Below are 24,142 nucleotides of genomic sequence, written 5' to 3'. Positions count from 1 at the left end.
AAATGACCGCGACCATCATTTTAGGGATTGGGTTGGAATACATCGATACGGTGTTCCAGACTATACAGGCCAGCGACTTTTCGCAATATACCATTGCCGGAATGAAAACGCTTGCTGTCCTATTTTTCTTGGTCAACATCCTTAAAAAATACAACGAAGGTATTGCAGACAAAGACGGTTACACTTGGGGATTGAGTCCGGGTGAATTGGCAAAGAATTTTGCCATTGTCCTATTGGTCATATTCTCAACGCAGGTGTTAGGGTTTTTTGATGGGATTTTAGTGGCCATCGAAGGACAGTATAGAGGAACTGCACCAGCGTTACTTCCCTTGCAAATGCAGGATATACCATTAGAGGAAGATGTCAGCCTTTTTGATGCCGCAAGTTCGGCAATGACGCTTTTGTATGAGGCATTGGTAACACCATTATATGGGTTCAAGATATTGGCCTTCATCTTAAGTACCATTCTCTGGATATTGGATTTATTTATCTATCCGCTGTTTTTGGCAGAACGCTTTTTCCTCTTGGGAATAATGCAGGCGTTCTTTCCATTGGTCATTAGTTTGGCAGTTTTTGAAAAGTTCCGTTCGCTCGCCTATACCTTCTTTAAATTGTATGCTGCCGTGTATATGCTCGTGCCAGCCTTCTTTCTGGTCAATGTGTTTATCAATGCCATTTACACGGAAATAAATACCAATTTCTGGGTCAACCTGTTCGGAACCGATACAGGTCAGGGCTTTTTTGCGCCTGTAGTTCAACTGGGCTCAGTTGGGTTTATCGTTTTTCTGAAATTCAAACTGTATCGACGTGCCACCTCGTTTACCCTCAGATTGTTTACCAACTAATTCCATTCAGAATGAAAACACCTTACAAGAACATATACAAAATATTGAAACTGAATCGGTTTATCGTTTTAGCCGTAGTCATCTGTTCGTTGCTGTCCAGCAGCTTTTCGCTTTTAATGGTTTACAATATGAACAAAACAACGCTCAATAGTGTCTTTGCAATCAATACGGACGGCAGTATCATTCCGCTAAAGCTGGTTACACAAAAGGAAAATTTCAGGGTCGAAGCTTTGGCACATCTCGAACTGTTCCACACGTACTTCTATAACATTGATGCCAGCAACTACGAACGCAATTTGGAAAAAGCGCTGTGGTTGGGTAATAGTTCCGTGGACAATCTATACCGTCAGAAAAAAGCAGATGGTGTGTATAATCGCCTATTGCAATATTCTTTGGTGCAGAAGGTATTGAGCATTGATTCCAAAATTTCAGAGAACAACGGCGAGTATACTTTTACGACCACGACGATTTTTGAAATCAATAGAGGGTCAATCATTGATACTTACGAACTGGTTTCTACCGGAAACTTGATTATGGTAGACCGAAACTTTCCCAACAATCCGCACGGCTTGTTGATTACCAATTATTTCGAAAACACTTTAAGAAAAATAGATTATGAAAGTAGAAAAGAATAAAATCATTTTCGCTGGTGTCCTCGCCATCATTTTCCTCTTCCTTATCTCATATTCAGTGATGCTTATGGAAGATGAGGACAATGATGAAAACACGTTGCAACAGACGCTTGTTCCTGAACTGGAAGATGACCAAAAGGAATACGATTCCAAACTGGATGCCATAAACGACCTCAAGGAAGTGCGTGAAAGCACCGCACCGAGCATCTACGATGAAAAGCTCTTGGATTCTACGGGACTGTATAATCCCGATTTGCCCGAACAAAAAAAGCAACGCATCGTGGATAGCATTTACAAGGCTGGTAAGATAAAGTATTCCGAAAAACGCTACCAAAATTTGGGACATAAGCGAGTTGTTCAGCAAACGGTACCAAAGGTGGATTCTGCTGAAGTTAAAAGGGAACAAAAAATTGAAGCCAAAGAATTGGGCCTGGAACATCAACTGTTCTTTGCGGCCTCGCCAAAGCCCAATGAAATTTCAATTATAGGCAATACTGATGAAACGATTTATGTAGTCGTAGATGGTGACCAAATTGTTCAAGCAAATACCCGATTACGGATGCGCCTTACCAAATCGGCCACCATCAATGGTAAATTGATGCCAAAGAACACACCGGTTTTCGGCTTTATCAGTTTTCAGCCCAATCGTGCTTTAATCGAAATTGAGAATATTAAACACCACCCTACCAAACTAAAAGCCTTCGATTTGCAAGACGGTAGCGAGGGTATCTATGTCGAAAACAACTTTAGGGAAGAAGTAACCAGAGAGGTATTTGATGATGTTATTGGTGATATTAATATTCCCAGCGTACCACAAGTTGGTGGACTTACACAAGTATTTAGGCGTTCTAACCGCAGGGTAAAAGTAACCGTCCTGAACAATTACAGATTAATCCTAAAACCAAAACTATGAGACGATATAATTATATATTCATAATGGTATTTGTTTTCGCTTTCGTACCTCGACTATGCTCGGCACAGGCTACAGCGCAATCAACTATAGTACTCGATACCATTTATGCAAACGACACTAAAAATGTAGCACTATTCTTCCCAGAACCTATCCGGCAAGGTATAACTGGTTCAGATAATTTTGTCTTTACCTACAATCGTGAGAAAGAACAGTATTTTGGCCTGTTGCAAGCCAAGCCTGGAAAGGAAAGTAATTTACTGGTAGTCAACCGAAATGGCTCGATTTTTTCGTATATTGTAAGGTATAAAAAACAGCTTTCTAAGCTCAATTATTTTATTCCGATATCAAGTAGTATCGGGAATGAAAAACCGATTGTAACTGATTCAATTCTTGCTGAATCTTCTGAAGAACGGATAGACAACAGAACATATCATTACCAAAAATTCTGCTCGTATCTTCTCAATAGAAAACAGCGCATAGGTCGAATTAAAAAGCGAAATGAAGGTATTATTGTAAGTGTTGAGAATATCGTTTTTGATAAAGAAGAACTGTACTTCGTTGTTCAGATAGAGAACAATTCAACCTTGGATTACGATTTGAATTTCTTGAACCTTTCGATTGAAACACGACAAAAAGGAAAAAGGAAATCGTTACAACGTTTGTATCAAGAGCCGATTTACAAACATAATCTGCCTTCAAAAATTGTAGAAGGTGAAACGGTACGTTTTGTTTATGTGTTGCCAAAATTTTCATTATCCAATGACCGTAGGGCAATTTTAGAACTGAATGAAAAGGATGGTGAACGAAATATTGAAATGAAGCTATCGCACAGATATATCAATAACCCAAATTAAAGTCATTATGAAAAATATTGTGGTTTTATTGCTCGTACTGCTATTCCTTTCGTGTGCTGATTCCGCAACTAAAGTTTCAGGACCAAGTGCCACAGCCCAAATTGTTATCGAAAGCTTTTATGAAAAGGATGAAGAAGCCTTAAAAGCCAACTCAACGCCACAGGCGTATTCAAACTATATGAATACTATAAATATGTTTAACGCTACACCAAAAGATGATTCCAAGTTTACTGTTTTGCAGGACACGATTATGGGTGATGTGGCTTGGGTAAAATATACAACAGCTTACGATAAAACACCAGGTGTTTTTAAACTGGTTAAGCAAAACGGAAAGTGGCTGGCAGATGCCAGAGGTTCAAAAGATAAATCGCCTTTTTGAAAAGCGTATTTATTTATTTTTATCGAGATTGATTTCCCAATAGCCTCTTGTTCCGCCTACACGCTCTATATATCCAGCATCCTTTAAATTATTGAGGTGTTTTTGAATTGCAGACTCATTGATATGTAATATTTCTGCAATACCGGAACGACTTATTCGATTATCCTGAGCAATTAACTTCAGAACTTCTTTTTGTCTATGTGTTAATTCAGAAATGGCATCGATATCCTTTTCGATTTGACCACCTATTTGACCACCTTTTAGACCACCCATTACACCACCTATTTGACCACCTTTTGTACCACCATCTTCAACAGTAGTTTCTTTAGCTACAAACGTCATTCTAAGAAAGTTATCAGAAAAACTAAAACTCTCTTTGCCATAATGTTCCAAAATACGAGGGATGCCCGAACCCAATTGCTCTACCAGTTCCAAATCCTTGAAAATACGCATCAGTTCTTTATTCCGAGGTACAGAAAAACCTTCAAAAAACTCTTGCTTGCTCAAACCTTCAGGAAGTCCACCAGCTGATGTAATTTCTATCCTGTCCGCAAAGATTTCAAACTTTGGGGTAATCTCGTTGGTATAGTCGTTATGTACAAAAGCATTGATGATTGCTTCCCGTAGGGCAATGGGATTCCAAAGATTGGTCTGTTGCCGTTCCTTAGCGGTTATCTTGGTTGTGGTTCTATTCTCAACAGCAATCTTATCGATAACCTGCTTGGTCGCTTTCACCAGGCATTCGTGACCATATTCGTTACTTTCTATAAGATCGGTTCGGGTCTTGCCTGAATACTTGGCCACTTTAATAGAGGTATTGTTCTTATCGGCCAAAAGATAGCCAGCGTAATTGAATGCGCCATCCTCAGTAAGCAGTTCCAGGTTTTTTGCAAAGGCTTTCCCCAGATTATAGCCAGCTTCTTCGTAGTAGATTTTCAATTGACCAAAGCTCAGGTCTTATCGTCCGGCTTTAATTTTGCTGATGGAATTTCGAGTGCGCTTGGCAAAGAGCTCGTCTATCATCTTTTGGGACATCGGCTCTGCAGATGAACCCATACGGATGAAACAGCCCTTTTCGCTCATCCCATATTTTTTGAGATGATAGGGTTTTTCTGGACCACTTGCTATTATGATTTTAAGGATATCCTTGCCAGTACGTTCTTCACTCACAATGTCAAACAGACCCAATGCGGAAGGTCGGATGTTGTTCTTTAGCCTATCCTTAATTTTAAGTTGGTCGCCATCCGAATCTGCTAAACCGTAAACATTCTCGTTTTTGTCAATACCGATATAGAGAATACCACCCTCGCGATAGTTCAAAAAAGCAATAACTTCTTTTTCAAGCCCATCGGACAGTTCTCTTTTGTATTCTATACGGTTTGTTTCTGGCATACATTAATAGCCTAGTTAAATAATTTATTGAAAAATGCATTGTGTCTTTCTCTTGAGACTTCCAGCAACTTTCTGAACGTCATTACCTCTAAATTCAAATTTAACTTTGGTATGATTTTAAAATAAGTTCCGAATGGTGTTTTTTCCCATCCCTTATCCTCGTTAAACTGTTTTAAATTGGTTGGCAAAACATCCACAATTATGAAACCGAATTTCGGTGTGTTTTTAGTTACTATGACCTGATTGCCCTTGTAATTCTTTTTATCTTGTTGATATAAGAATTCATCAAAGTAAGGTTCAATCAAATCTGAAAATTCCCATCTATAATTGCCTTTACGTTTTTGGTGTGCCACTTCTCCAGGTCTTTTGAACTCAAAAATTACCATTGAATTTATCTCACCGCTATTTTTATCTCCAAAACCAATTGGATTCTCAAACATTTGTGGGTTGTCAATCATTACCAAATCAGCCTCTTTTCTGCTTTTCTTTTGTGAGTATGAAGTGATTGATTTGTCTGAGGCAATGAACTTATAATTTAGAAATCGTTCGTCCAGCAACCATAAATTGTGGTTTTCATAAACCACATCGTTGCTGGTCAAGCCCATAGGAAAAATGAGATTGTGAACATCTTCTTCCAATTTGTAATTTCCGTTTTCATCAGCATCTAAAAACTTTTCAAACAGCTCAATTATAGCCCTTCTTCTAGTCATATAATCAGCTAGACTATCGACGTCATAGGCTGTTTTCTCCTTTATGTCGTCCTTAATCTGATTTATCGTTTCCTCATTTACCTGCTTTTCATTGATAAACTTGTCAATATGGTTTTCGACTTTTTTTCGAGCAGTATAGGAAATCTTATAAAGGTGTTCTTCGAGCTTGTCCTCAGATAAATTCGGTGGAATTGAATTCAGTACTTCAGGCTTTTTTAAAAAGCTCCTATATCTAGGTGCCTTCTCTTTTATGTAACTTTTAATTTCCTCTTGACTTCGCTCTCGTGACTTCTTTACAAACTCATTGTACTCATCTTCTAACACTTTGGTCAGATTTTCCTCTATTTCTTGGAAAGATAATGGTGATGAATTGGCAAATAGTAAGTTTTCTTTTTCTTTTGGAATGTTGAAGCCATTCCGAGTGCTGAACGACTTTCGATTCAGATATTCGGATACCACATAAACATCAAGAAAATATAGACTGCCATTTCTTGAGATGGGATAGTTAAAAAGACTATTGAAGTTTTTAATGTTTTTTGGATTGCCTACTACCCTTGAATTTGCGCAATAATGAACGTAGTTATTCTTCCTGTTTCCCTCTTTGGGTGTCTTAGTTATATATATCTTGAACTGTTGTTTCTTGACCTCGAAATTCCGTTCTTTTTCTTTTGACACTTTGGCATAGAGGTCATTTATAGACTCTGCTCTACTGCTTTCTTCGTCATAAATCATAATCTTCGGAAGTGAATCGTTCAAGTAGTAAATTAAGCAGTGTTGCATAACACTTTCAGCAATGTCTTCGATTTTAAGTGCTGATTTCTGTCTAATCACTTCATTGAAGCAATTATCGAGTCTAACTTTGGTCTTGAACACATCTTCCTCTGATTTTTCAGAAGTTATAAGGTTGACCTCGTCCTTTGTGTTAAACTCAAATTCCCTGTATTTCCATACTTGATTCTCCAAATAGTTACTCTCTACCTTCAGACTTTCAAAAGCTGCTAAAACGGTAAATCTTCCTATTCCTTTGCAACCAAACTCCTTATTTGCCTGCGAGAAAGGGGTTTCAAATGACCTGTAATTTTTGTCGGTAAAACCTATACCATTATCCGTAATGACAAAGCTGTCGATGGTTTTAACACTGTCTAACAAATTAGTCTGTGAAGGCAAAGCCCCGCGAATTATCTTGATTTGAATTTCTTTCTCATTTGCCGGAAGAGAAGACTGTTGCAGACTTATGATGGAATTTACAACACACTCCAACATTGGAAGCAAAACATCGTCAGCTGTTAAGTCAACAGTCTCGACAATATTTTCCGCAGGTACAATCATTTAATAACATTTTTTGGTGGCGTACAATATAATCATATCAGAGTTCAGATTTTGCTGAAAAACATTTTTTCTTTTTATAAGCGAGATTTAAGAGCGTACTTTAACCGCACAAGTTCAAGCATAAAACGTTACCCAAATATCGACCTCGCATCATCATAAACCCTTTCAAAATTCGCTCTCAAATCTGAATCGGAATATCGCTTTGTGTCCTGTGGAAGCTGCCTTCGAATCTTTGGCAAACTGAATCGTACTTTCTTGTCCTTCCCATCGGCAAATGTGACGAACTCACCTTGTTTGAGCCTAAAGAAAATATCTGCTCTTCTTTTGGAAACCTCTCTTTCGCCTTTGGTAATTCGGGTATCGGTTTTAAAAATGTTGGCGGCCTTGCTCACGCTCTTAGTAGGATTTTTGATAATTTCAAAAAAACGTTCGTAATACTTTGCCGTGTCTGGGTCATTGACCTTGCCAAAGAATTGATAGGAAAGGTTGCTCAAAATAGCCTTACTTGCCTTGTCGCCATACATCATATCGTTTTGGATTTTATCCTGCATTACATAAATGGTGGCAATGTCATAGCTTCTTAGTGTGGCAGGAATGCGGTGCATATTCAGCAGCCGGATTGTCGGCGCTTCTTCCATCAACAAAAACGATGGTTTAGAATTACGCACACTCATCTGTTTGGTGATGGTGTGGATGATGGTAGCGATTACTGGCGAATAAGAGGTTTCAAATTTGGGATTGTTCACCACCGAAATCACGGCTGGATTTTCTTCATCATTTATGTTCAAAGGCACTTCATCCGCAGACAATGCCATAAAAATACGTTTAGTGCTGATGCGTTTTAACGCATTGGCCAAGGTACTTTTTACACCAGCTGTTTGACGTTCGGAATCCTTTCCGCTAATGAAAGCATCTGCCATTGCTCTCGATGTGGTATTGGTTTCAAGAAACTGGACCAGGCTATCGGTATCGAGCATTTGATAAATCGCAATTAAATGGGGCAACGTGCAGAATTGTGGATAATCAGCTTTCAATTTCCAAATCAATCCGCCAATCAAACCTTCGGCAGCATCGTTAAAGAATTTGGTTGTTCCGGTGGTTCCCGATTCTCGTTGTTCCAAAAGATTTTCAATGAGCACCCTTGATACTTCGTTGACGCTTTCCTCATTTTCCAGATACTTAGGTGCAATTGGATTTACCCGATGGATAATCCTATCAAATGAAATGACCTTCATTGGAACATTGCTATCGGCAAAAAGCGGGTATGCCATTTCGGTCAGCTCAAAATTCTTGTAATCGTGAATAATGCCACAAAAACTGTTTTCACGAAAGTGTTTTAAAAATCCATAGACCACGCTTTCGGTTTTCCCACTTCCTGCGGATCCGATAACGGATGCGCCACGTTTTATGTTGTCGATTTTAAAGCTTCCCGATTTTGTCGGGAACTTGACTTGATACTTTTTTTCGGTTTTATTCCTTGGTTCACTATCATAAAGGGCATAAGACAATATGGCCACAGACAGAATTGGCACTACAATATAAATCACTATTTCTATCAATGACCAACTCATATCCCAATAGAGCTTGATTTGACTGCAATCTCAGCACCTTTTCGTAGCCGCTTAAACACTCGAAGCGCCAATTGCGCCTTACTGGTCGGAATGTTTGGAATTAGCGGAATACCCGACTTGCCCATTATCTTAAAAGCCAAAGCCTTTTCATTGGCCGGCAATTTCATCAAAGCTGCAAAGTAAAGTTTCGGGTTCTTCATAAAATCTTTCTTCGCTTTGTAGGTTTCCGCATAGTTGCGTTGGTAACCGAAAGTTTTGTCAAAAGTCTTTTCTGCACGCTCAAAAAATTGGTCACGGTTAAAACCACGTTTTACTTTTTTACCGTGCATCTCTACTTCAGATGCTTTGTGTTTGCTTCCAGGGGAAAGGCTGAAGGAATTGGATGCATCCTTTCGGCTGACAATAATATGAATGTGACTTTGGTTTCCGTGTTTCTTCATTCCCTGGACAATACGTTTCCCATTCAACTGATGTGGTGCTTCTTTTTCCAACTTTCCTATCGTCAGTTTTAATCGGTCAATATTGCCTGTTGCTTGACCTTGTTGAATGCGCCTGACTTCTTGTTTCAATTCAAGAATCTTGGTAGCAAAAGGTTGGTTTTCTCGCACCTGAAAATCCGTACCCTTAAAAGTCCGTTGGTGTTCAATTTTAGCGAAGTACTTGATATCATCTACGGTTACTTTTCGCCCATTGATTTCCCTGTTGAAACTGGCTGCATAATCTTTCATCAGCTCACGGGTATATCGTTTTAAATCTTCGCTATTGTTCGCGAGTTTACGCAATTCGTGTTTTGATGGACTGACCGTGATGGAATAAAATTTTGGTTCTTTCTTTTTGAGCTTTGCGGTATTTCCGTCTATCTCTTTGATCACTTCTTTAGCCGAAATCTCATTGCCATATTGGTTAAAGAAATGTTCCATATCTTCCTTCGTCAAACCCCCATTTTCCTTTTCGAGATAGTCCACAAAATCTGCTGAGCTCTGACTGTAATTCGTTCCTAATTTTTGTGCGGTAATATTGATATACATAGCCTGTATTTTTAAAGTTGGTTTGAATTATTTCGCTTTTCGCGAAAGCGGACTTCCTTCTTTTCTTCAGTGAATTTCTTTTCCAAAATCAAGGGTTTCTTTTTAGGCTCTTCCATCTCAAAAAGGGATTGCAACATCGCTACCGTGGGTTTGGTTTGGGTCTTTTCGACATCACGCATAATGGCAATGACGGCATTGATACGCTTCAATAATTTGGCTTCGATGGTGCGCCCCGTTGGTCCTAAATTTTCTTTTGGTGAAATCTCATTGTAGAAGAAAAAATCGAGGATGGCTTCCATCGCTTCGGTGTGTGTCTTGAAGTGTGTTCTTGAGAATTCCTGAAAACGTTTTGCCGTTTCCTTCTTGAACCTGATGCCAATGAATGTGTCCATATTTCGCCCATTTGTCGCAAATCCTTTCCGAAAAATGGTCGTTTTGAGGGCGTTTGTCGCAAATCGCTGAAAATCAAAAAATCAAAATAATTTTAAACAACTGATTCTCAATACTTTGAAAACGAAAAGGAATCCGTAACATCGCGCAGCGTGTTACCCTCTTGCTATTCCTTTTCGTCAGCCGAAGGCTGACAAAAATCCATACAATCCAGCTCAAAAGCTGATTGCCATTTTCGAGGAAATAAAATTTCCGATACGTTAATTTTCGATGGGTACGGTTATCGGCGAAAGTCAAAAAGTGGATAACTGTACTTAAATTGTATGCTGTATTTCAGCGAAATAAAGATACGATTTTTTCGTGATTATGAATGCACTAAAAATGAAAACACCCCTGAAATTTCAGAGGCGCATTTCGTTCAAAAAACATCATTCAGATATTAAATACATAGGTATAGGAATATAAATTCCGTAACGCTTCCTCGTCAAGCATTTGGTCTAAATTGGTATGGTGCTTGGTAGCATAGTCCATCAAATCCTTGCCATATTTTTTCTTGACATCTTCCTTGGAATTGGTAAGCAAACGCTCTTGCGCTTCCTCGCTCAAATCGGTAAAATTTAGATAAATCATAGCATATCGATTTTAGTATTCGCTTGGTAACATCAGCGTATCGTTCACAAAGAACATCCGCAATTCATCCAGTGGAAAATCGGTCGCATTATAACGGTGGGTTTCCAAAATATTGTCGTTACCATCGCTGTAAATAATTTCAGCTTCGTAACCTGTATAGTCCTGTTTTTCTTCGGACATTCTTTTAAAGTCAATCGTGATAAACTTACTTCGGTTCATCAGACTTTTAGCGATTACCGAAGCATCCGTTATGAGCCAAAAACATTCGGCGACTTCGGACAGGTATTTCAGCCCATCTGTAAATCGGGTTCGTAGTAGCGGTATTTGGTAGAACATTTCAGTTCCCGTAAAATATTGCAACCGCTCTTTTATTTCGTTAACTTGTGCTTTCATTGTGATTTCTATTTAGAAATTAAGAATGAAAAGAGGGCGAAACTTTCCACAGGTGCGCCCTCTTTCTTTTAAGTCTATTCGTTACCATTCTTTGTACCCAACAATAGGATTTCGTTGGCTTCGATTTCGGTTACGTATCGTTTGATACCGTCCTTATCCTCATAGCTTCGGGATTTCAGTTTTCCGCTTACGCCTACCTCTTTTCCTTTGACTACATACTTCTCTATAATTTCAGCAGTCTTGCCCCAGGCAACTACGGTGTGCCATTCGGTGCTTTGCTCTTTCTCGCCTTTCTTGTTCTTGTAATATTCATTTGTGGCAAGTGAAAAACGGGCTACTTTGCTTCCGCTTTCAAGGTTCGTAATGGTTGGCTCTTGACCAACGTTTCCAATCAGTTGTACGTGATTTCTTAAAGTACTCATAACTAAAAATTTAAAGCCTGCCTTGTCGGCAGACAGGGTTAATAATTCCCTGTTTAATTCAATTGAGATGAAATTTTAAGGGGTGTTTGTTTGATTTCTTTCGTGCGTAGCACAATGGGTGATGTGGGTTTTGTCAAGACTTTCAGGGAATAAATCAGGTGTGTCTGCGACGTAGTAAAATGCTCGCATTTTCAAGGAAGTAGATACCTTATTTTTCGCTGAAACCTGCCACGGTCTTGACAAGTTCCATAAGGGCATTAGCAATTCTTTTAAAGCCAGTTGCGACCCGAGCGTACCGACAGTTAAGCGAGGTGAGCGATTGGGTTTAATGTAGAATTGGTTATGCACTGCCTGTTTTTCGATGCCCCGAAAAACATTCAAGGCTTCATCCATTATAAACCCCTTAAAATGTGTGGGACAGCGCCTTGGTTTTTAAGAATTTTCGAGCTAGGGCTCAAGAAGTTCTTGCCGCAAATTCTGTTAAGAAAATCGAGGTGCTGGTCTTCCGATTTGGTAAGGCGGACTTAATTCACAATTTTGGCTCGGGAATGTAGTGTTCCTTCCCAGCCCAGGCGGGAAGGGTGAGCGGAATGGAAAGCTAAAATTGGGGATTGTGTCCAAGACAGTTGCAGTGAAGCTCTTTTCCCGGAATGTAGAGAAACGGAATGTAGGGGAATGTGCTGAGCGGTCTAATTAAAAAAAAAGCCTTCCTAAAAATAAGAAGGCTTTATACGTCAGAACCACTAAAGGATTACTCCTGTTTTTGTATTACCAGTTGATACACACAAGGAATCACAATCAAATTCAAAATGGTTGCAGAAAGCAGCCCACCTAAAATGACCACAGCCATTGGGCTTTGAATTTCACTTCCCGGCTGCCCGCCTTTTAGCGCAAGCGGAATCAATGCCAATCCTGTGGTAAAGGCGGTCATCAGAATTGGGTTTAATCTATCCAAAGCACCAGCTTTAATCAGTTCTATACCTGTCTTACCTTCCTCTCGCAAATCTTCGTAACGAGAAACTAAAAGTATACCGTTTCTGGTGGCGATACCAAAGAGACTGATAAATCCTATGGTTGCCGCAATGCTTACGATTCCTGAAGTGAAGTACACAATAAGAATACCACCAATCAATGCCAAGGGCAGATTAATGAGCACTACAAAGGCCAGTTTTACATTTTTGAACTCATAATAAAGCAACAGGAATATGACACCAATTGCCAAAATAGCGGTAATCAACAATAATTGCGAGGCTTTGGATTCACTTTCAAACTGGCCGCCATATTGTACGCGGTAACCCTCGGGAAAATCGATGGTGGAATTTACGACTTCCTCAATCTCGTTCACGGCACTTCGCAAATCCCTTCCCTGAACATTGGCCGCTACCACAATCTTCCGTTGTACATCTTCACGGCTAATGGTGTTTGGGCTGCTGACCGATTGTACCATCGCAAGTTCGCCCAACACGGTCTGTCCACCATCAGGTAAGCTAATCAAGGCGTTTTTAAAGTTTTCCACGTTATCACGAAAGGGTTCTTCATAACGCACCACCAAATCAAAATACTTTTGGCCTTCATAAATCTCGCCTGCTTCTTCACCTGCAAACGCAATATCCACCTGTTCCATTAAATCACCGACGGTCATACCATAAGCTGACAAAATGGGACGCTTGGGTTTGATACGGATTTGTGGCACTTCTATTTGTTGGTCAACCGCCACATCGGCCAGTCCATTGATGGATTTGATGTTTTGCTCTACCTGTTTCCCCAACTCGAACAATCGCTGTAAATCCGAACCGAAAATCTTGATGGCAATATTGGCTCGTGTTCCAGAAAGCATATGGTCAATGCGGTGCGCGATGGGTTGGCCAAGCGTGATATTTACGCCAGGAATGACGCTCAACTTGGTTCGGACTTCCTCAAAAAATTCTTCTTTTGATTTGTCTTCCAAAGTAAACGGCACATCGATTTCGGCGGCGTTTACGCCTTGGGCGTGTTCGTCCAGTTCGGCACGTCCCGTTCTTCGGGTTACCACATCCACTTCAGGCATCTCCAGCAGTAGATTTTCTATTTGCTTGCCTGCCTTATTGCTTTCTTCCAGCGACATTCCCGGTGGCCCAACCACGGCTATCACCAGCGAACCTTCATTGAATTCGGGTAAAAAACTTCGTCCCAATTGGGTTGCCACGACCAAACTTAACAGGAATGCAACGACCGTTACCGCAATCACGGTTTTCGGTATTTTAATGACCCTATCCAAAGTGGAAGCATAGTGTTTTTGCAACCATTGTTCTACTTTAGTGCCTTCGGCTTGCTTTTTGAGAAGTTTTTCCTTGTTCAATAAATACGAGCACAATACGGGTGTTACCGTCACGGCCACGACCAATGAAGTCAATACAGAGGTTACAAAGGCAATCCCGAGAGGTTGCAACAATCGACCTTCCATTCCGCTTAAGAAGAACAAAGGAACAAAAGACACAATGATGATTAATGTCGCAATGATGATGGAACTCCGGATTTCCACCGAAGCATCACGCACGACCGTAATCATCGATTTGCGCTCTGCTTTTGGCAGACGGCTGTTTTCGCGCAAGCGCTTATAGACATTTTCCACATCGATAATGGCATCATCGACCAAAGCACCTATTGCAATTGCCATACCGCCCAGACTCATCGTGTTGATGGTATAGCCCAGCCATTGTAAAATAATTATAGAGACCAATAGGGATATGGGAATGGCCAATAATGAAATGACCGTGGTGCGCCAGTTCATCAAAAAGATAAACAAAACTATTACGACAAAGAATGCCCCTTCCATTAGTGTCCAATTCAAGTTGCTAATGGATGCATTGATGAAATCCGACGACCTGAAGATTTGACTTTTGATTTCTACAGTTTCCGGTAAGGTTTTTTCTAAGTCGGCAATGGCGATGTCCAAATCTTCGGTCAATTTTAGGGTGTTGACATCGGGCTGTTTGGAAATGGTAAGGATAACAGATTTATTACCATTTAAAGAACCATCGCCGATTTTATCGGATGCCCCGATTTGAACCGTCGCCACATCCTTGACTTTGATGGTCTGACCGTTGATTTGTTTTACTACAGCTTCCTGTAAATCTTCCAAAACGTAGGCCCTACCGCTTCCTTTAATGATGTATTGATTTCCGTATTGGTTCACAATACCACCTGGTGCGTTTACATTGGCTTCCTTTACGTGTTCTACCAATTCTTGCAAGCTCACGTTGTAGTGCTTCAATTTTTCAGGATTGGCAAATACCTGATACTGCTTGTAGTCGCCACCTATGACCACCACGTTGGCAATGCCACCAATGGCTTTGATGCGCGGGCGGATAGTCCAATCGGACAGCGTTCGCAATTCCATAGGCGACAGACTATCCGACGTTACGCCCAATAGCATAATCTCTCCCATAATAGATGAAATAGGTGCCATTGTGGGCGCACCGATACCTTCGGGCAAATTTTCACGTACCATTGGGATGCGCTCACTCACAATCTGGCGAGCTCTGTAGATGTCCGTTCCCCATTCAAATTCTACCCAAACAATGGAAATCCCTGCGGCGGATGACGAGCGGATACGCCTTACATTGGGCGACCCGTTCATAGCGGTTTCCAATTGGTAGGTCACCAATTTTTCCACTTCTTCCGATTCCATCCCGTGGGCTTCGGTCAAAATGGTTACGGTTGGTGCTGTCAAGTCTGGGAACACATCTACATTCATTGTTTTGGCGTAGTAAATTCCCAATCCGCTCAGTACCACTGCTCCCAACAAAATCATCAAACGATTGTGAAGGGAAAATTTTAATATTTTAGTTAACATAATTCTCCTTTTTAGTGGTCGTGTCCGTGTGCCGGTGTGGTACCGGACATTGATGCCATTTTTACCTGATAGGCTCCTGTAGTGACTACCACATCGCCAACTTTCAAGCCTTTTAGGACTTCCACGTTTTTACCGTTGCGCTTCCCGATGGTTATGGGTCGTCTTTCAAAACTTTCGCCCCCGAGTTGCAGAACTACCGAGTAATTCCCATAGTCTTCTAAAAGTGCCGACTCGGGTACCAGCGTGGTTTGCTCTCCATCGCCCATTGCAATCTGAACCTGGGTCAAGCTCCCATCAGGAACAGTAATAACATCGTTTACCTTGGCAAACACGGATATCAAAGGATTTTCCCTTTCTACATCTCTTGAAATCGATAATATCTCGCCTTCGGAATCTGAAATGTTTTTCCAATTATCCAGTTCGGTCTGGTACCACATCCCTTTGATGTTTTTCATCGTCAGGCCATAGGTGGGTGCCACTTGCGATTTCAAGACTTTGGATTCATCAGTAGCTACACTTATCAAGACAGCGCCTTGGTCCACATAATCGCCATTGGATACATTAACGGTTCTGATAAAACCATTAAAGGGTGCACGGATTTGCTTGCTCCCGCCCGAAACGCCCGAAGCGATGGACTGATATTGTGATTTGGCAATCGCATAGTTGCTCTCCACCTTTTCAAACTCAGATTTTGGGATGATTTTGCTCTCGTAGAGTTCCTTTTTACGGCTGTACTCTGATTGGGCCTGGTTAAATTTCGCTTTCGCGGAAGCGACCTCGGCACTTAGATTATTGTTTGCCAATCCCTGACTGCTCACGTTCAACAACAATTGGTCCTGTTTCACTTCCATCCCTTCGGTCAGGTTGGTCGTGGTAAAATTGACCGTCCCATTGGCCGTGGCGACCATCGTTTTTACAGAACCTTGAGCAGGTTGCCAAACACCCGATGAAGTGATGACATCGTAAATTTCCCCTTTTGTGACCTGCGCCGTTTGAAAGTCTATTTTCCAAGCCTGTTCCTTTAAAAAGGAAATGGGTGCCTCTCCACCAGCATTGCCTATCGCTTTTTTTGCTTCTTCAAAATTGGCATAGACCATCACATCTTCAATCACGATGTTGTCACTGTATTGCGGTGTGGAAAGGTCGAAAACCAATTGGTGTACGCCCGCTTCCTTCGGCTGAATGGTGGGTGAAAAAATTCCTGGGGAAGAAGGGGCATCTGCTGTGGTACGCAAACCTTTGTCTCCTTTTATCAAGCTGACCGTTACCGAGCCTTCGCGTACGGGCTGGTGTTTGTCCAAAACTGTAAAGTGTGCGGCAAACCTGCTGGATTGCCCGACAATCAATGCCGGGAACTCAACAAAGAGTTCGGTATTGTCTGTCCACAATGTATAATCCAATCTTGGGGTCTCCTCGCCTACGTGGCTCCCGTCAGCATTGTGGGCGTGTTCATCTTCGTGATTCTGTTTACAAGCTACTGCCATAAAGGCAAGCACAATTATTAAATACTTTTTCATCTTTTTCTTTTATTAATGTTGGTGTCCGTCATCATCGTTGGAATGTCCGTGGTCGTCATCGTGACGATGGCCGTGTTCTTCATTTTGAAGGGTGTCCTGACCTACTGTAAATTCCTCCTGTTTCAAATCTTCCTGTTCCATATGAGAGCCGTCTGGGTTATGCTCGTGACCGTGGTCATCTTGGGCCTCTTCCTTTTTTGTTTCTCGGCATCCTGTAAAGCTGATTGCTGCCATTACTATTAGTGCCATTATTGTTTTTGATAAATGTTTCATCTTTTTAATTTTTAAAATTGTTATAACTGATGTATTAATAATTGTGCTTGTAAAAGCTGTAGCTGTTTTTCCATTTGTAGCATTCTATCGGTTGCATCCCGATAGAATTGCACTTCCATATAGTATTCCAAAAACGAGTATTCTCCCAAGTTGTAAGCTTTAAAGAGCAATTCCTCACTATTTAGGGTTTCCATGGTGTCCTGATATTCGGTGTACTTGTCGAGCAACAATTGGTACTGATTGTACTCTTGTTGTAATTTGGCATACAGCATTTGTTGTACAACTTGTGTGTTGGACTGCTGGTATTCGTAATTGGCTTGTGCCGCTTTTACCTTGTTTTTACTGTTCCACAAAGGAATGGTCAATCCTCCATAAACACCCGAATAATTATTACCGTTGACCCCTTGGTAATTGTAACCCAATGAAAGGTCAGGCAGTATTTTGGTTTTTTCCAACTGCACGTTTTGTTGTGCCGCGGCTTCATAAGCTTTGAGCTCCAAAAGCTTGGGGTCTTTGGCCAATTTCTCATTCCATAAATCGGCTACAGTTTGTATCTGAAATGGAATATTCAATTGCAGATTGTCCAATCCAAGCGGTTGATTTCCATTCAAAGTCTGCAAAGCCGTTCTTTGATTTTGGATTTCCGCTTCCAGTTGTTCCACAACAAATTGCTCTTGAATCCAAGATACCTTAGCTTTGTTAAGGTCTAAAATGCCGACTTGCTCTCTGTTAAAAAGTTCTTGCATTTGTTCATACACCTCTTGGCTTTGTTTCTTTCTTTCATCTTCAATGGTTTTTCGCTTTTGAAGTATAAAGAGTTCTATTAGCCCTTTTTTTGCCTTGAGCAGTATTTCTTGGCGTTTTTCGCCATAGGCTGCCTGTGACTGTTCTGCTTTTAGGTTGTTCCATTTGTTACGGGCTGCATATACCGAAGGAAATTCAAAGGATTGTGAGATTTCAAACTCGGTATAGTCATCGGTTTGATGGTCGCCAAAAGGCAGATAGTATCCTGAAAGCTGTGGGTCGGGCAGGTTGTTGCCGCTCTTGTTTTGAAGCTTTTGGCCATCGATAAACGACTGATAAGCCTTCAGCTCTGTATTGTTCTGTTCTATTTCGTTAAGTAGCTCCCCTATATTTCTATCTTGAGAGAAACCAGTAACAAAGAACAGGCATCCGCATATCGCGAACACGATATATTTGTCCATTGTTTGAAAATTTAGGTTTAATCTTGCCTGATAAGAGACAGGCCTGAAGTTCAATAGGATTTCTACCTAATAGATAGATAATCCCAAACGATTAACCTAAAGATGGTGGCCCCCGTAAATAGAGGGATGAAAGGAAAGGATTAAAATAGTGGTTGAGCGGATGATAAAGCGGCGGTTCGTTGTTAGGCCTCTTATCAATAAAATATAGTTCTTGAAAACCAGAATTGGTTTTTACAACATTCTCATTCGTGTCGGTACGGTGTTCAACGATTTGTCTTTCGACAATAATATCGGTTGAAACCGAGGAATGGACGTGCATATCCATAAAGAACCCGAAAAAGCCATATGGTGATTCTTCGTCTTCGTGCGAACCATTATCGTGATGGTGGTGTTCGCCCGTATGGGCAACATCCGAATGGGAATACGAATCCTGGTGCTGATGATGCAGATGAGGAAATGCTTGGTGCAGCACCATAAGGCCAAACAGGCCCAATAAGAGAAATGCCGCTATTTTGTGTGCTTTTTGCATCATTTGCAAAGGTAGTAATTATTTCTGTTTGTTAAAATTACAATAAATATTTAATTGAAAAATCCAGTTTAAGGTACTGGACAAACCTTTTAAATCTATGCCAGAGCATACACTTCATCGAACAACTTTTTATCCAATCGTTCTTGCTGGCCAAAACTCTTTTTCAAGAAATTGTGCAATACAGAGTTGAAAGCATTATAGCCCAACCAAAGATTAGGTTTCTCGTCGAGCAATAGGGCTTCGTAATTGAGGATTTCAAGTACCTCTCTCGACTTTTTCGATGGGTCGCTATTCTTGTCACTACATTCATATCGGAACAGTTTTGTCCTGTCCAGAATAGCTTTCACGAACTCTTTGGTGTCAATGATTTTAAATTCCTTCATCTTATCGAATTTCTTGGTAATGGTATAGAATTCGTTGTCCAAGAATTTATCAAACAGGTTGTTCAACATTGGCATTATAAGGTCTGTATTGTTCCTGCTGTGCTTGATTGAAAACTCGATTTCAGCCTGTGAGACGTGCAATCCGTTAGAACAAACCTTTCTATAAAAACCGAAGTGGCCAGAGGTCTTTTCACTTCCATCGTAAGAATTCTTGAAACGAAGCATCGGTAGTATCAAGTCCTTGTTATTCTTAACCGTAAACTGGCTTTTGTCGTCAATGATAAAATCAGTGATGAACGACCTATCGTTCTTGTTGACGGTTCGTTTGTGGTAGTTGAGACCACCATCAATCAACATTTCTTCTGCTTTTTTGAAGAACAATTGGTTTGGGATGTGGCCGTAACTGTTCGATACCACATTGACGATTTTGCCATTCGAGATGATGGCATTTTCAAGCCCACGACGAGATTCCATCTGGGTCAGACTTTTTAAGGATTTCATTTCGGTTGAAACGAAAATCTCATCTTGTTGCAAATTTTGTAAATACATAGCTTTTGAATTTTAGGTTAAACATTTTGTGACAGTACGACGTAGTGTTCTGGATACTTTTCTCTGTAGTAAGCCAGATGACTTTCGGCACCTTCAATCTTGTAGTTTTCCTTACTGGATTGATAATGTACCTCGGCTTCTTCGACCGAAATCTTTGATTTTTTTGATACTTTTTCCATAATGCCGAAATTTTAGTTAAACAATATTTGGGCATCCCCAAACGGAAGCTAAAATCACGGCTCAAAAGGAAACGGAATAAATGAGAAGAGGGATATGCGCAACGGCTTTATGCCGTAGTCTTTTGATGGGTGTATTTTATGGGTTTACCTTTGCACTGATATTGATTGATGCTTTTCCTGTAAACCCGTATAGGATTATCATAAAAAGAAAAAGGGCCGACACGGATGCCGACCCTTCTTCAGAACAACAAAAGCTAATCGTTGAGTTCCTGGATTTTCTTTTCAAGAACCGCAATGCGCTCTTTTAAACGTGCTTCACGCTTGTCCCGTTTTTCGGCATATTCCTCTTCAATTGCTGCAATCTTCGATTTGAAGTATCCCTGAATGGCATTGTAGAATGAAATGTTCGTCAGGTTATTGACGTGGTTGCTCTCACCAAAATGCACTTGCCTCGTAAGTATGTAGCGAATCAGTCTATGGAAGATTTCCTTTTTGAAATGATTCTTAAAATGTTCAACAACTTCCAAATTGGTCATCTTTGAAGTCCCTGCCAAGAATTTGGAAAAGTGCTTTTGCCGACCTACATAATCCACATTGTTTTCAAACAACGAAATGGAAAAGGCGACCATTTCATCAACCGACAACGTTTTCTTGGTATTGATATAATCCGTTTCTCGAATCATCTGTACCACTTCTTCAAACTGCTTGTTGTTCTCGATCTGTCGCTTACGGATTTCACGCTCGTTGATTTTTATGATTTGCTCTTCGGGCGTACAATCTGCCATTTTCCTGTTGGCCAATGGTGTGGAATATTCATTAGAATCTTCCTTTGAATTCTCAATCACTTTGACGAACACATTCTTGTGTTGGTACGTTTCAGGATGGAATATGATACCATTTACAAAACCGTTCTTGTCTGCTGAATTATACGTTTTCAGTTCTTCCTCATATTGCCGGATAGCCTCGTCGAGCTCTGCTTTCAATTCATCTTCAGAATAATCATAATGTTGGTATTCAATCTTAACGCTATCCATTGTCGGCTCAATGGGTGTCTCAATGATTTCAACATCATCCAGCAAATAGACTTTCAACCCATTATTTTCCAGTTGTGAAATAACAAGCTGATTTTTTTCTTCATTCGCCCAATACTGCCGTATTTCAGGAATGAGCAGTATGTTGTCTTTCTTAGATTTATCAATCAGGTTTAAGAACGATTTTGTCTTTTTAGTCTCAAAACAGGCTGACTTTGTACAGACCATTTTGCCTTCGCCAAACAGATTGCCTTGATTCACAGCATTGAATGGACATTCTACGCAGGAACCCGCTTTAGCCACCAAAGTCTTATCTGCAACATCAAAGGGTGCTTTTTCCAAATCGTATGTTCGGTTGTTTATCATTCGGTTTATCTGATGTGCGTTAAATTCTTCGCCCATCGTTTCCCGCATCATCTGTTGTTCCTCTGGTTCAAAAAGCGCTACACCGACACCTAAAGAAATGGTCATTTCACCACTACGTACAAAATGCTTGAAGCCGTCAATCAATCCAGCCAACTTCAAACGTTGTCTTATGAAATTGTCCGTTCTTCCCAGGCGTTTAGCGATTTCAGAGGGTTGATACTTGTCGCTTAGATAAGCAATTGCGTCAGCTTCTTCGGTAGGTTCAACATCCTTTCGTTGCAGGTTTTCGATAATTTGAACTTCAAGCACTTCGCCGTTTTCATAAGTTCTTACGATACTGGGAATCGTTTTCTTGTGCGCCATTTTGCTTGCGCGAAACCGTCTTTCACCCATTACGATGATAAAATTCTTTCCAGATTTGCGAACCGTTATTGGTTGCAATACACCAAATTCCTTGATGCTATCCGCAAGCTGTTGTAGCTGTTTCTCATCAAAGGTCTTTCTTGGTTGGTTAGTGTCAGGCTTTATGTTGTCTATTGGAAGGTTTTCAATTTGAAGTGCAGGCACTTTCTTTTCGTTCACTTCTTTTTTGGCAGTAATCCTAGTGGTTCTGCGCTTTCTTGTGGTACTCGCTTTTGTTGTCATAATACTCAAATTTTAGATTAAACAATATTTGAGCAGTGAATCAAACGGAAGATAAAATCTTGGCTCAAAAGGAAACGGAATAAATAAGTAGGGGCTTAAGCGATGGCTTTATGCCGTAGTCTTTTGATGGAAGTATTTTACGAGTTTAACTTTCGGGAATATTGTATGATAATAAACTCCCAATCGAAGAACAAGAGTCGAGAAAACCTAAATTCTATGAATTTATTTTGATTGACATAGTAGTTAATATCAAATGGAAGTATATGACACTAAATCAAAGTTTATCTTGAAAATAGGTCAAATGTTGTACCTATGTTGTACCCGTGTCTTTTTTCAGTGTGTTTTTGAAATAAAAAAGCCGAAGATTTCTCTTCGGCTTTTAGTGCGGGTGAAGGGACTCGAACCCCCACACCTTGCGGCATCAGATCCTAAGTCTGACGTGTCTACCAATTCCACCACACCCGCATAAAGTGCAAATTAACACTTTTTATTTGGATAAATCCTAAGTCTAGCGTGTCTACCAATTCCACCACGCCCGCAGGTTCAATAAAGTGCTTATCCTTTCGGTAAGCGGATGCAAATATAAACAAATCTTTCAATACACAAACAAGGTTCAAAAAAAATTTTGAAATTCTTACCTTTGAGTAATTTCAAAATCTAAACAAAATGGACAACGTTACATCTTATGTTGAAAAGCATAAGGATAGATTTGTCTCCGAACTTATTGATTTACTTAAAATTCCGTCGATAAGTGCCGATTCAAAATTTAAAAATGAAATGATCACCACTGCACAAGCAGTGAAAACACAATTGGAAAAAGCTGGCTGTGATCTCGTCGAAATATGCGATACTCCAGGACATCCTGTGGTTTATGGAGAAAAAATTATCGATAAAAACCTGCCAACCGTATTGGTTTACGGTCATTACGATGTTCAGCCCCCTGATCCTTTAGATCTTTGGAACTCTCCTCCTTTCGAGCCGGTAATCAAAAAAACCGAGCTACATCCAGACGGTGCCATTTTTGCCCGAGGCGCATGCGATGATAAAGGCCAAATGTACATGCATGTTAAGGCGCTGGAATACATGACCAAAACCAATCAGCTTCCATGCAATGTGAAATTTATGATTGAAGGTGAAGAAGAAGTTGGCAGTGAACATTTAGGCTGGTTTATCGAAAATAATATCGAAAAATTGCAAAATGATGTGATTCTGATTTCTGATACCAGTATGATCGCTAAAGATGTGCCTAGTATCACCACAGGATTACGAGGTCTTTCTTATATGGAAGTTGAGGTTACCGGCCCCAACCGTGATTTACATTCAGGATTATATGGCGGAACGGTGGGAAACCCGATCAATATTTTAAGCAAGATGATCGCTTCCCTTACCGATGAGAATAATCATATTACCATTCCTGGATTTTATGATGAGGTTGAAGAACTTTCTAAGAAAGAAAGGGAAAAAATGGCTGAAGCACCGTACAATGAAGATGAGTATAAAAAGAAGTTGGATATAAATGATGTGTATGGCGAAGCAGGTTTCTCTACTTTGGAACGCGGTTCTATTCGACCAACACTGGATGTTAACGGAATTTGGGGTGGTTACATTGGCGAAGGTGCTAAAACAGTATTACCATCTAAAGCCTTTGCTAAAATATCAATGCGTTTAGTACCAAACCAGGATTGGAAAAAAATATCTGAATTGTTTAAAAAGCATTTTGAAAGCCTGGCTCCAAAAGCAGTAACAGTAAAAGTAAATACACACCACGGTGGTTATGCCTACGTCACCCCTATTGATAATGATGCTTACAAAGCTGCTAGTAAAGCCTACGAAACAACTTTTGGAAAAACTCCAATTCCACAACGCAGTGGCGGTAGTATACCAATTGTTTCCCTTTTCGAAAAAGCCTTAAAAAGCAAGATTATTTTAATGGGCTTTGGCCAGGATACCGATGCCATCCATTCCCCAAATGAGCATTTTGGCATCTGGAATTACCTAAAAGGTATTGAAACCATTCCTTATTTCTATCAAAACTTTGCGGAGGCTAAAAAATAATTGCTGAAATCAGTTACGGAAAGAAGGCTGTCTAATTAAGCAGCGAGCTAGATATTAACAATAAACCTCTCTGATTTTCAACTTCTG

General features: G+C 40.4%; 21 protein-coding genes, 1 tRNA gene and 1 pseudogene. 6 read left to right on the top strand and 17 right to left on the bottom strand.

Annotated elements, in window-relative coordinates:
* Window positions 1-2 precede the first annotated feature (2 nt).
* From AC13DP_RS20965 to AC13DP_RS20945, 5 genes are read left to right on the top strand one after another with little or no spacing between them, the layout of a single operon-like run.
* Window positions 3-845, top strand: a complete 843-nt coding sequence (locus tag AC13DP_RS20965; RefSeq protein WP_067030851.1) for a hypothetical protein — start codon at window positions 3-5, stop codon at window positions 843-845.
* Window positions 846-856: 11 nt separating this feature from the next.
* On the top strand, window positions 857-1,480 hold the full coding sequence (locus AC13DP_RS20960) for a conjugal transfer protein TraK (RefSeq protein WP_067030854.1): 624 nt from the start codon (window positions 857-859) through the stop codon (window positions 1,478-1,480).
* Window positions 1,461-2,390, top strand: coding sequence for a conjugative transposon protein TraM (traM, locus tag AC13DP_RS20955; protein ID WP_067030856.1), 930 nt, complete (start codon window positions 1,461-1,463; stop codon window positions 2,388-2,390). Before AC13DP_RS20960 ends, traM begins: the two co-directional genes overlap by 20 nt.
* Window positions 2,391-2,413: 23 nt before the next feature.
* The gene (locus AC13DP_RS20950) at window positions 2,414-3,244 is read left to right on the top strand and encodes a DUF4138 domain-containing protein (protein ID WP_141673222.1); all 831 of its coding nucleotides are present in this window, start codon (window positions 2,414-2,416) and stop codon (window positions 3,242-3,244) included.
* 7 nt (window positions 3,245-3,251) lie between these two features.
* Window positions 3,252-3,623, top strand: a complete 372-nt coding sequence (locus AC13DP_RS20945) for a hypothetical protein (protein ID WP_067030862.1) — start codon at window positions 3,252-3,254, stop codon at window positions 3,621-3,623.
* Between the two features lie 9 nt (window positions 3,624-3,632).
* Here the strand turns inward: AC13DP_RS20945 and AC13DP_RS20940 are convergent.
* The 17 genes and pseudogenes from AC13DP_RS20940 to AC13DP_RS20860 form a co-directional block, all read right to left on the bottom strand.
* A pseudogene (locus AC13DP_RS20940) lies at window positions 3,633-5,015 on the bottom strand (RNA-binding domain-containing protein).
* 11 nt (window positions 5,016-5,026) lie between these two features.
* Window positions 5,027-7,054, bottom strand: coding sequence for a hypothetical protein (locus AC13DP_RS20935; RefSeq protein ID WP_067030865.1), 2,028 nt, complete (start codon window positions 7,052-7,054; stop codon window positions 5,027-5,029).
* 128 nt (window positions 7,055-7,182) lie between these two features.
* Window positions 7,183-8,625, bottom strand: a complete 1,443-nt coding sequence (locus AC13DP_RS20930; RefSeq protein ID WP_083157988.1) for a type IV secretory system conjugative DNA transfer family protein — start codon at window positions 8,623-8,625, stop codon at window positions 7,183-7,185.
* Window positions 8,622-9,653, bottom strand: coding sequence for a MobB family relaxase (gene mobB / locus AC13DP_RS20925; protein WP_067030868.1), 1,032 nt, complete (start codon window positions 9,651-9,653; stop codon window positions 8,622-8,624). Before mobB ends, AC13DP_RS20930 begins: the two co-directional genes overlap by 4 nt.
* 11 nt (window positions 9,654-9,664) lie before the next feature.
* Window positions 9,665-10,045, bottom strand: coding sequence for a BfmA/BtgA family mobilization protein (locus AC13DP_RS20920; RefSeq protein WP_067030871.1), 381 nt, complete (start codon window positions 10,043-10,045; stop codon window positions 9,665-9,667).
* Between the two features lie 430 nt (window positions 10,046-10,475).
* Window positions 10,476-10,673, bottom strand: a complete 198-nt coding sequence (locus tag AC13DP_RS20915) for a hypothetical protein (protein ID WP_045802041.1) — start codon at window positions 10,671-10,673, stop codon at window positions 10,476-10,478.
* 12 nt (window positions 10,674-10,685) lie between these two features.
* Window positions 10,686-11,066, bottom strand: coding sequence for a DUF6876 family protein (locus AC13DP_RS20910; RefSeq protein ID WP_067030873.1), 381 nt, complete (start codon window positions 11,064-11,066; stop codon window positions 10,686-10,688).
* Between the two features lie 74 nt (window positions 11,067-11,140).
* Window positions 11,141-11,488 (bottom strand): single-stranded DNA-binding protein, encoded by a 348-nt coding sequence (locus AC13DP_RS20905; protein ID WP_483068405.1) that lies wholly within the window; start codon window positions 11,486-11,488, stop codon window positions 11,141-11,143.
* Between the two features lie 751 nt (window positions 11,489-12,239).
* Entirely contained in the window at window positions 12,240-15,323 is a 3,084-nt protein-coding gene (locus AC13DP_RS20900) for an efflux RND transporter permease subunit (RefSeq protein ID WP_067030882.1), read from the bottom strand.
* 11 nt (window positions 15,324-15,334) lie between these two features.
* Window positions 15,335-16,840 (bottom strand): efflux RND transporter periplasmic adaptor subunit, encoded by a 1,506-nt coding sequence (locus tag AC13DP_RS20895; RefSeq protein WP_067030885.1) that lies wholly within the window; start codon window positions 16,838-16,840, stop codon window positions 15,335-15,337.
* A gap of 12 nt (window positions 16,841-16,852) precedes the next feature.
* Window positions 16,853-17,113 carry a ZIP family transporter gene (locus AC13DP_RS20890; protein WP_067030888.1) on the bottom strand — a complete coding sequence of 87 codons (261 nt, stop codon included), beginning with the start codon at window positions 17,111-17,113 and terminating at the stop codon, window positions 16,853-16,855.
* Window positions 17,114-17,133: 20 nt separating this feature from the next.
* Entirely contained in the window at window positions 17,134-18,318 is a 1,185-nt protein-coding gene (locus AC13DP_RS20885; RefSeq protein WP_067030891.1) for a TolC family protein, read from the bottom strand.
* A 91-nt stretch (window positions 18,319-18,409) separates the two neighbouring features.
* A complete protein-coding gene (locus AC13DP_RS20880) occupies window positions 18,410-18,850 on the bottom strand; it encodes a hypothetical protein (protein ID WP_255307386.1) in 441 nt (146 codons plus the stop codon).
* A gap of 92 nt (window positions 18,851-18,942) precedes the next feature.
* Window positions 18,943-19,779, bottom strand: a complete 837-nt coding sequence (locus tag AC13DP_RS20875; RefSeq protein ID WP_067030894.1) for a DUF932 domain-containing protein — start codon at window positions 19,777-19,779, stop codon at window positions 18,943-18,945.
* A gap of 17 nt (window positions 19,780-19,796) precedes the next feature.
* Complete coding sequence (locus AC13DP_RS20870; RefSeq protein WP_176712365.1) at window positions 19,797-19,958, bottom strand: hypothetical protein; 162 nt, start codon at window positions 19,956-19,958, stop codon at window positions 19,797-19,799.
* A gap of 254 nt (window positions 19,959-20,212) precedes the next feature.
* Window positions 20,213-22,000: a ParB/RepB/Spo0J family partition protein gene (locus tag AC13DP_RS20865; RefSeq protein WP_067030901.1), complete on the bottom strand. Its 1,788-nt coding sequence runs from the start codon at window positions 21,998-22,000 to the stop codon at window positions 20,213-20,215.
* A 383-nt stretch (window positions 22,001-22,383) separates the two neighbouring features.
* Window positions 22,384-22,465: transfer RNA gene (locus AC13DP_RS20860), tRNA-Leu, on the bottom strand.
* 201 nt (window positions 22,466-22,666) lie between these two features.
* On the opposite strand from AC13DP_RS20860, the gene AC13DP_RS20855 reads away from it, so the two are divergent.
* The gene (locus AC13DP_RS20855; protein ID WP_483068404.1) at window positions 22,667-24,055 is read left to right on the top strand and encodes a dipeptidase; all 1,389 of its coding nucleotides are present in this window, start codon (window positions 22,667-22,669) and stop codon (window positions 24,053-24,055) included.
* Window positions 24,056-24,142 lie beyond the last annotated feature (87 nt).

Source organism: Zunongwangia sp. L-65 (assembly GCF_056859415.1).
Note: the sequence above shows the minus strand (reverse complement) of the source record. Positions and strands in the feature narration are given on the sequence as shown.

What these genes read in the sequence shown, in the direction of transcription:
- AC13DP_RS20965 (WP_067030851.1), top strand. Translation starts at nt 3, where the DNA reads ATGACCGCGACCATCATTTTAGGGATTGGGTTGGAATACATCGATACG.
- AC13DP_RS20960 (WP_067030854.1), top strand. Translation starts at nt 857, where the DNA reads ATGAAAACACCTTACAAGAACATATACAAAATATTGAAACTGAATCGG.
- traM (WP_067030856.1), top strand. Translation starts at nt 1,461, where the DNA reads ATGAAAGTAGAAAAGAATAAAATCATTTTCGCTGGTGTCCTCGCCATC.
- AC13DP_RS20950 (WP_141673222.1), top strand. Translation starts at nt 2,414, where the DNA reads ATGGTATTTGTTTTCGCTTTCGTACCTCGACTATGCTCGGCACAGGCT.
- AC13DP_RS20945 (WP_067030862.1), top strand. Translation starts at nt 3,252, where the DNA reads ATGAAAAATATTGTGGTTTTATTGCTCGTACTGCTATTCCTTTCGTGT.
- AC13DP_RS20935 (WP_067030865.1), bottom strand. Translation starts at nt 7,054, where the DNA reads ATGATTGTACCTGCGGAAAATATTGTCGAGACTGTTGACTTAACAGCT.
- AC13DP_RS20930 (WP_083157988.1), bottom strand. Translation starts at nt 8,625, where the DNA reads ATGAGTTGGTCATTGATAGAAATAGTGATTTATATTGTAGTGCCAATT.
- mobB (WP_067030868.1), bottom strand. Translation starts at nt 9,653, where the DNA reads ATGTATATCAATATTACCGCACAAAAATTAGGAACGAATTACAGTCAG.
- AC13DP_RS20920 (WP_067030871.1), bottom strand. Translation starts at nt 10,045, where the DNA reads ATGGACACATTCATTGGCATCAGGTTCAAGAAGGAAACGGCAAAACGT.
- AC13DP_RS20915 (WP_045802041.1), bottom strand. Translation starts at nt 10,673, where the DNA reads ATGATTTATCTAAATTTTACCGATTTGAGCGAGGAAGCGCAAGAGCGT.
- AC13DP_RS20910 (WP_067030873.1), bottom strand. Translation starts at nt 11,066, where the DNA reads ATGAAAGCACAAGTTAACGAAATAAAAGAGCGGTTGCAATATTTTACG.
- AC13DP_RS20905 (WP_483068405.1), bottom strand. Translation starts at nt 11,488, where the DNA reads ATGAGTACTTTAAGAAATCACGTACAACTGATTGGAAACGTTGGTCAA.
- AC13DP_RS20900 (WP_067030882.1), bottom strand. Translation starts at nt 15,323, where the DNA reads ATGTTAACTAAAATATTAAAATTTTCCCTTCACAATCGTTTGATGATT.
- AC13DP_RS20895 (WP_067030885.1), bottom strand. Translation starts at nt 16,840, where the DNA reads ATGAAAAAGTATTTAATAATTGTGCTTGCCTTTATGGCAGTAGCTTGT.
- AC13DP_RS20890 (WP_067030888.1), bottom strand. Translation starts at nt 17,113, where the DNA reads ATGAAACATTTATCAAAAACAATAATGGCACTAATAGTAATGGCAGCA.
- AC13DP_RS20885 (WP_067030891.1), bottom strand. Translation starts at nt 18,318, where the DNA reads ATGGACAAATATATCGTGTTCGCGATATGCGGATGCCTGTTCTTTGTT.
- AC13DP_RS20880 (WP_255307386.1), bottom strand. Translation starts at nt 18,850, where the DNA reads ATGATGCAAAAAGCACACAAAATAGCGGCATTTCTCTTATTGGGCCTG.
- AC13DP_RS20875 (WP_067030894.1), bottom strand. Translation starts at nt 19,779, where the DNA reads ATGTATTTACAAAATTTGCAACAAGATGAGATTTTCGTTTCAACCGAA.
- AC13DP_RS20870 (WP_176712365.1), bottom strand. Translation starts at nt 19,958, where the DNA reads ATGGAAAAAGTATCAAAAAAATCAAAGATTTCGGTCGAAGAAGCCGAG.
- AC13DP_RS20865 (WP_067030901.1), bottom strand. Translation starts at nt 22,000, where the DNA reads ATGACAACAAAAGCGAGTACCACAAGAAAGCGCAGAACCACTAGGATT.
- AC13DP_RS20855 (WP_483068404.1), top strand. Translation starts at nt 22,667, where the DNA reads ATGGACAACGTTACATCTTATGTTGAAAAGCATAAGGATAGATTTGTC.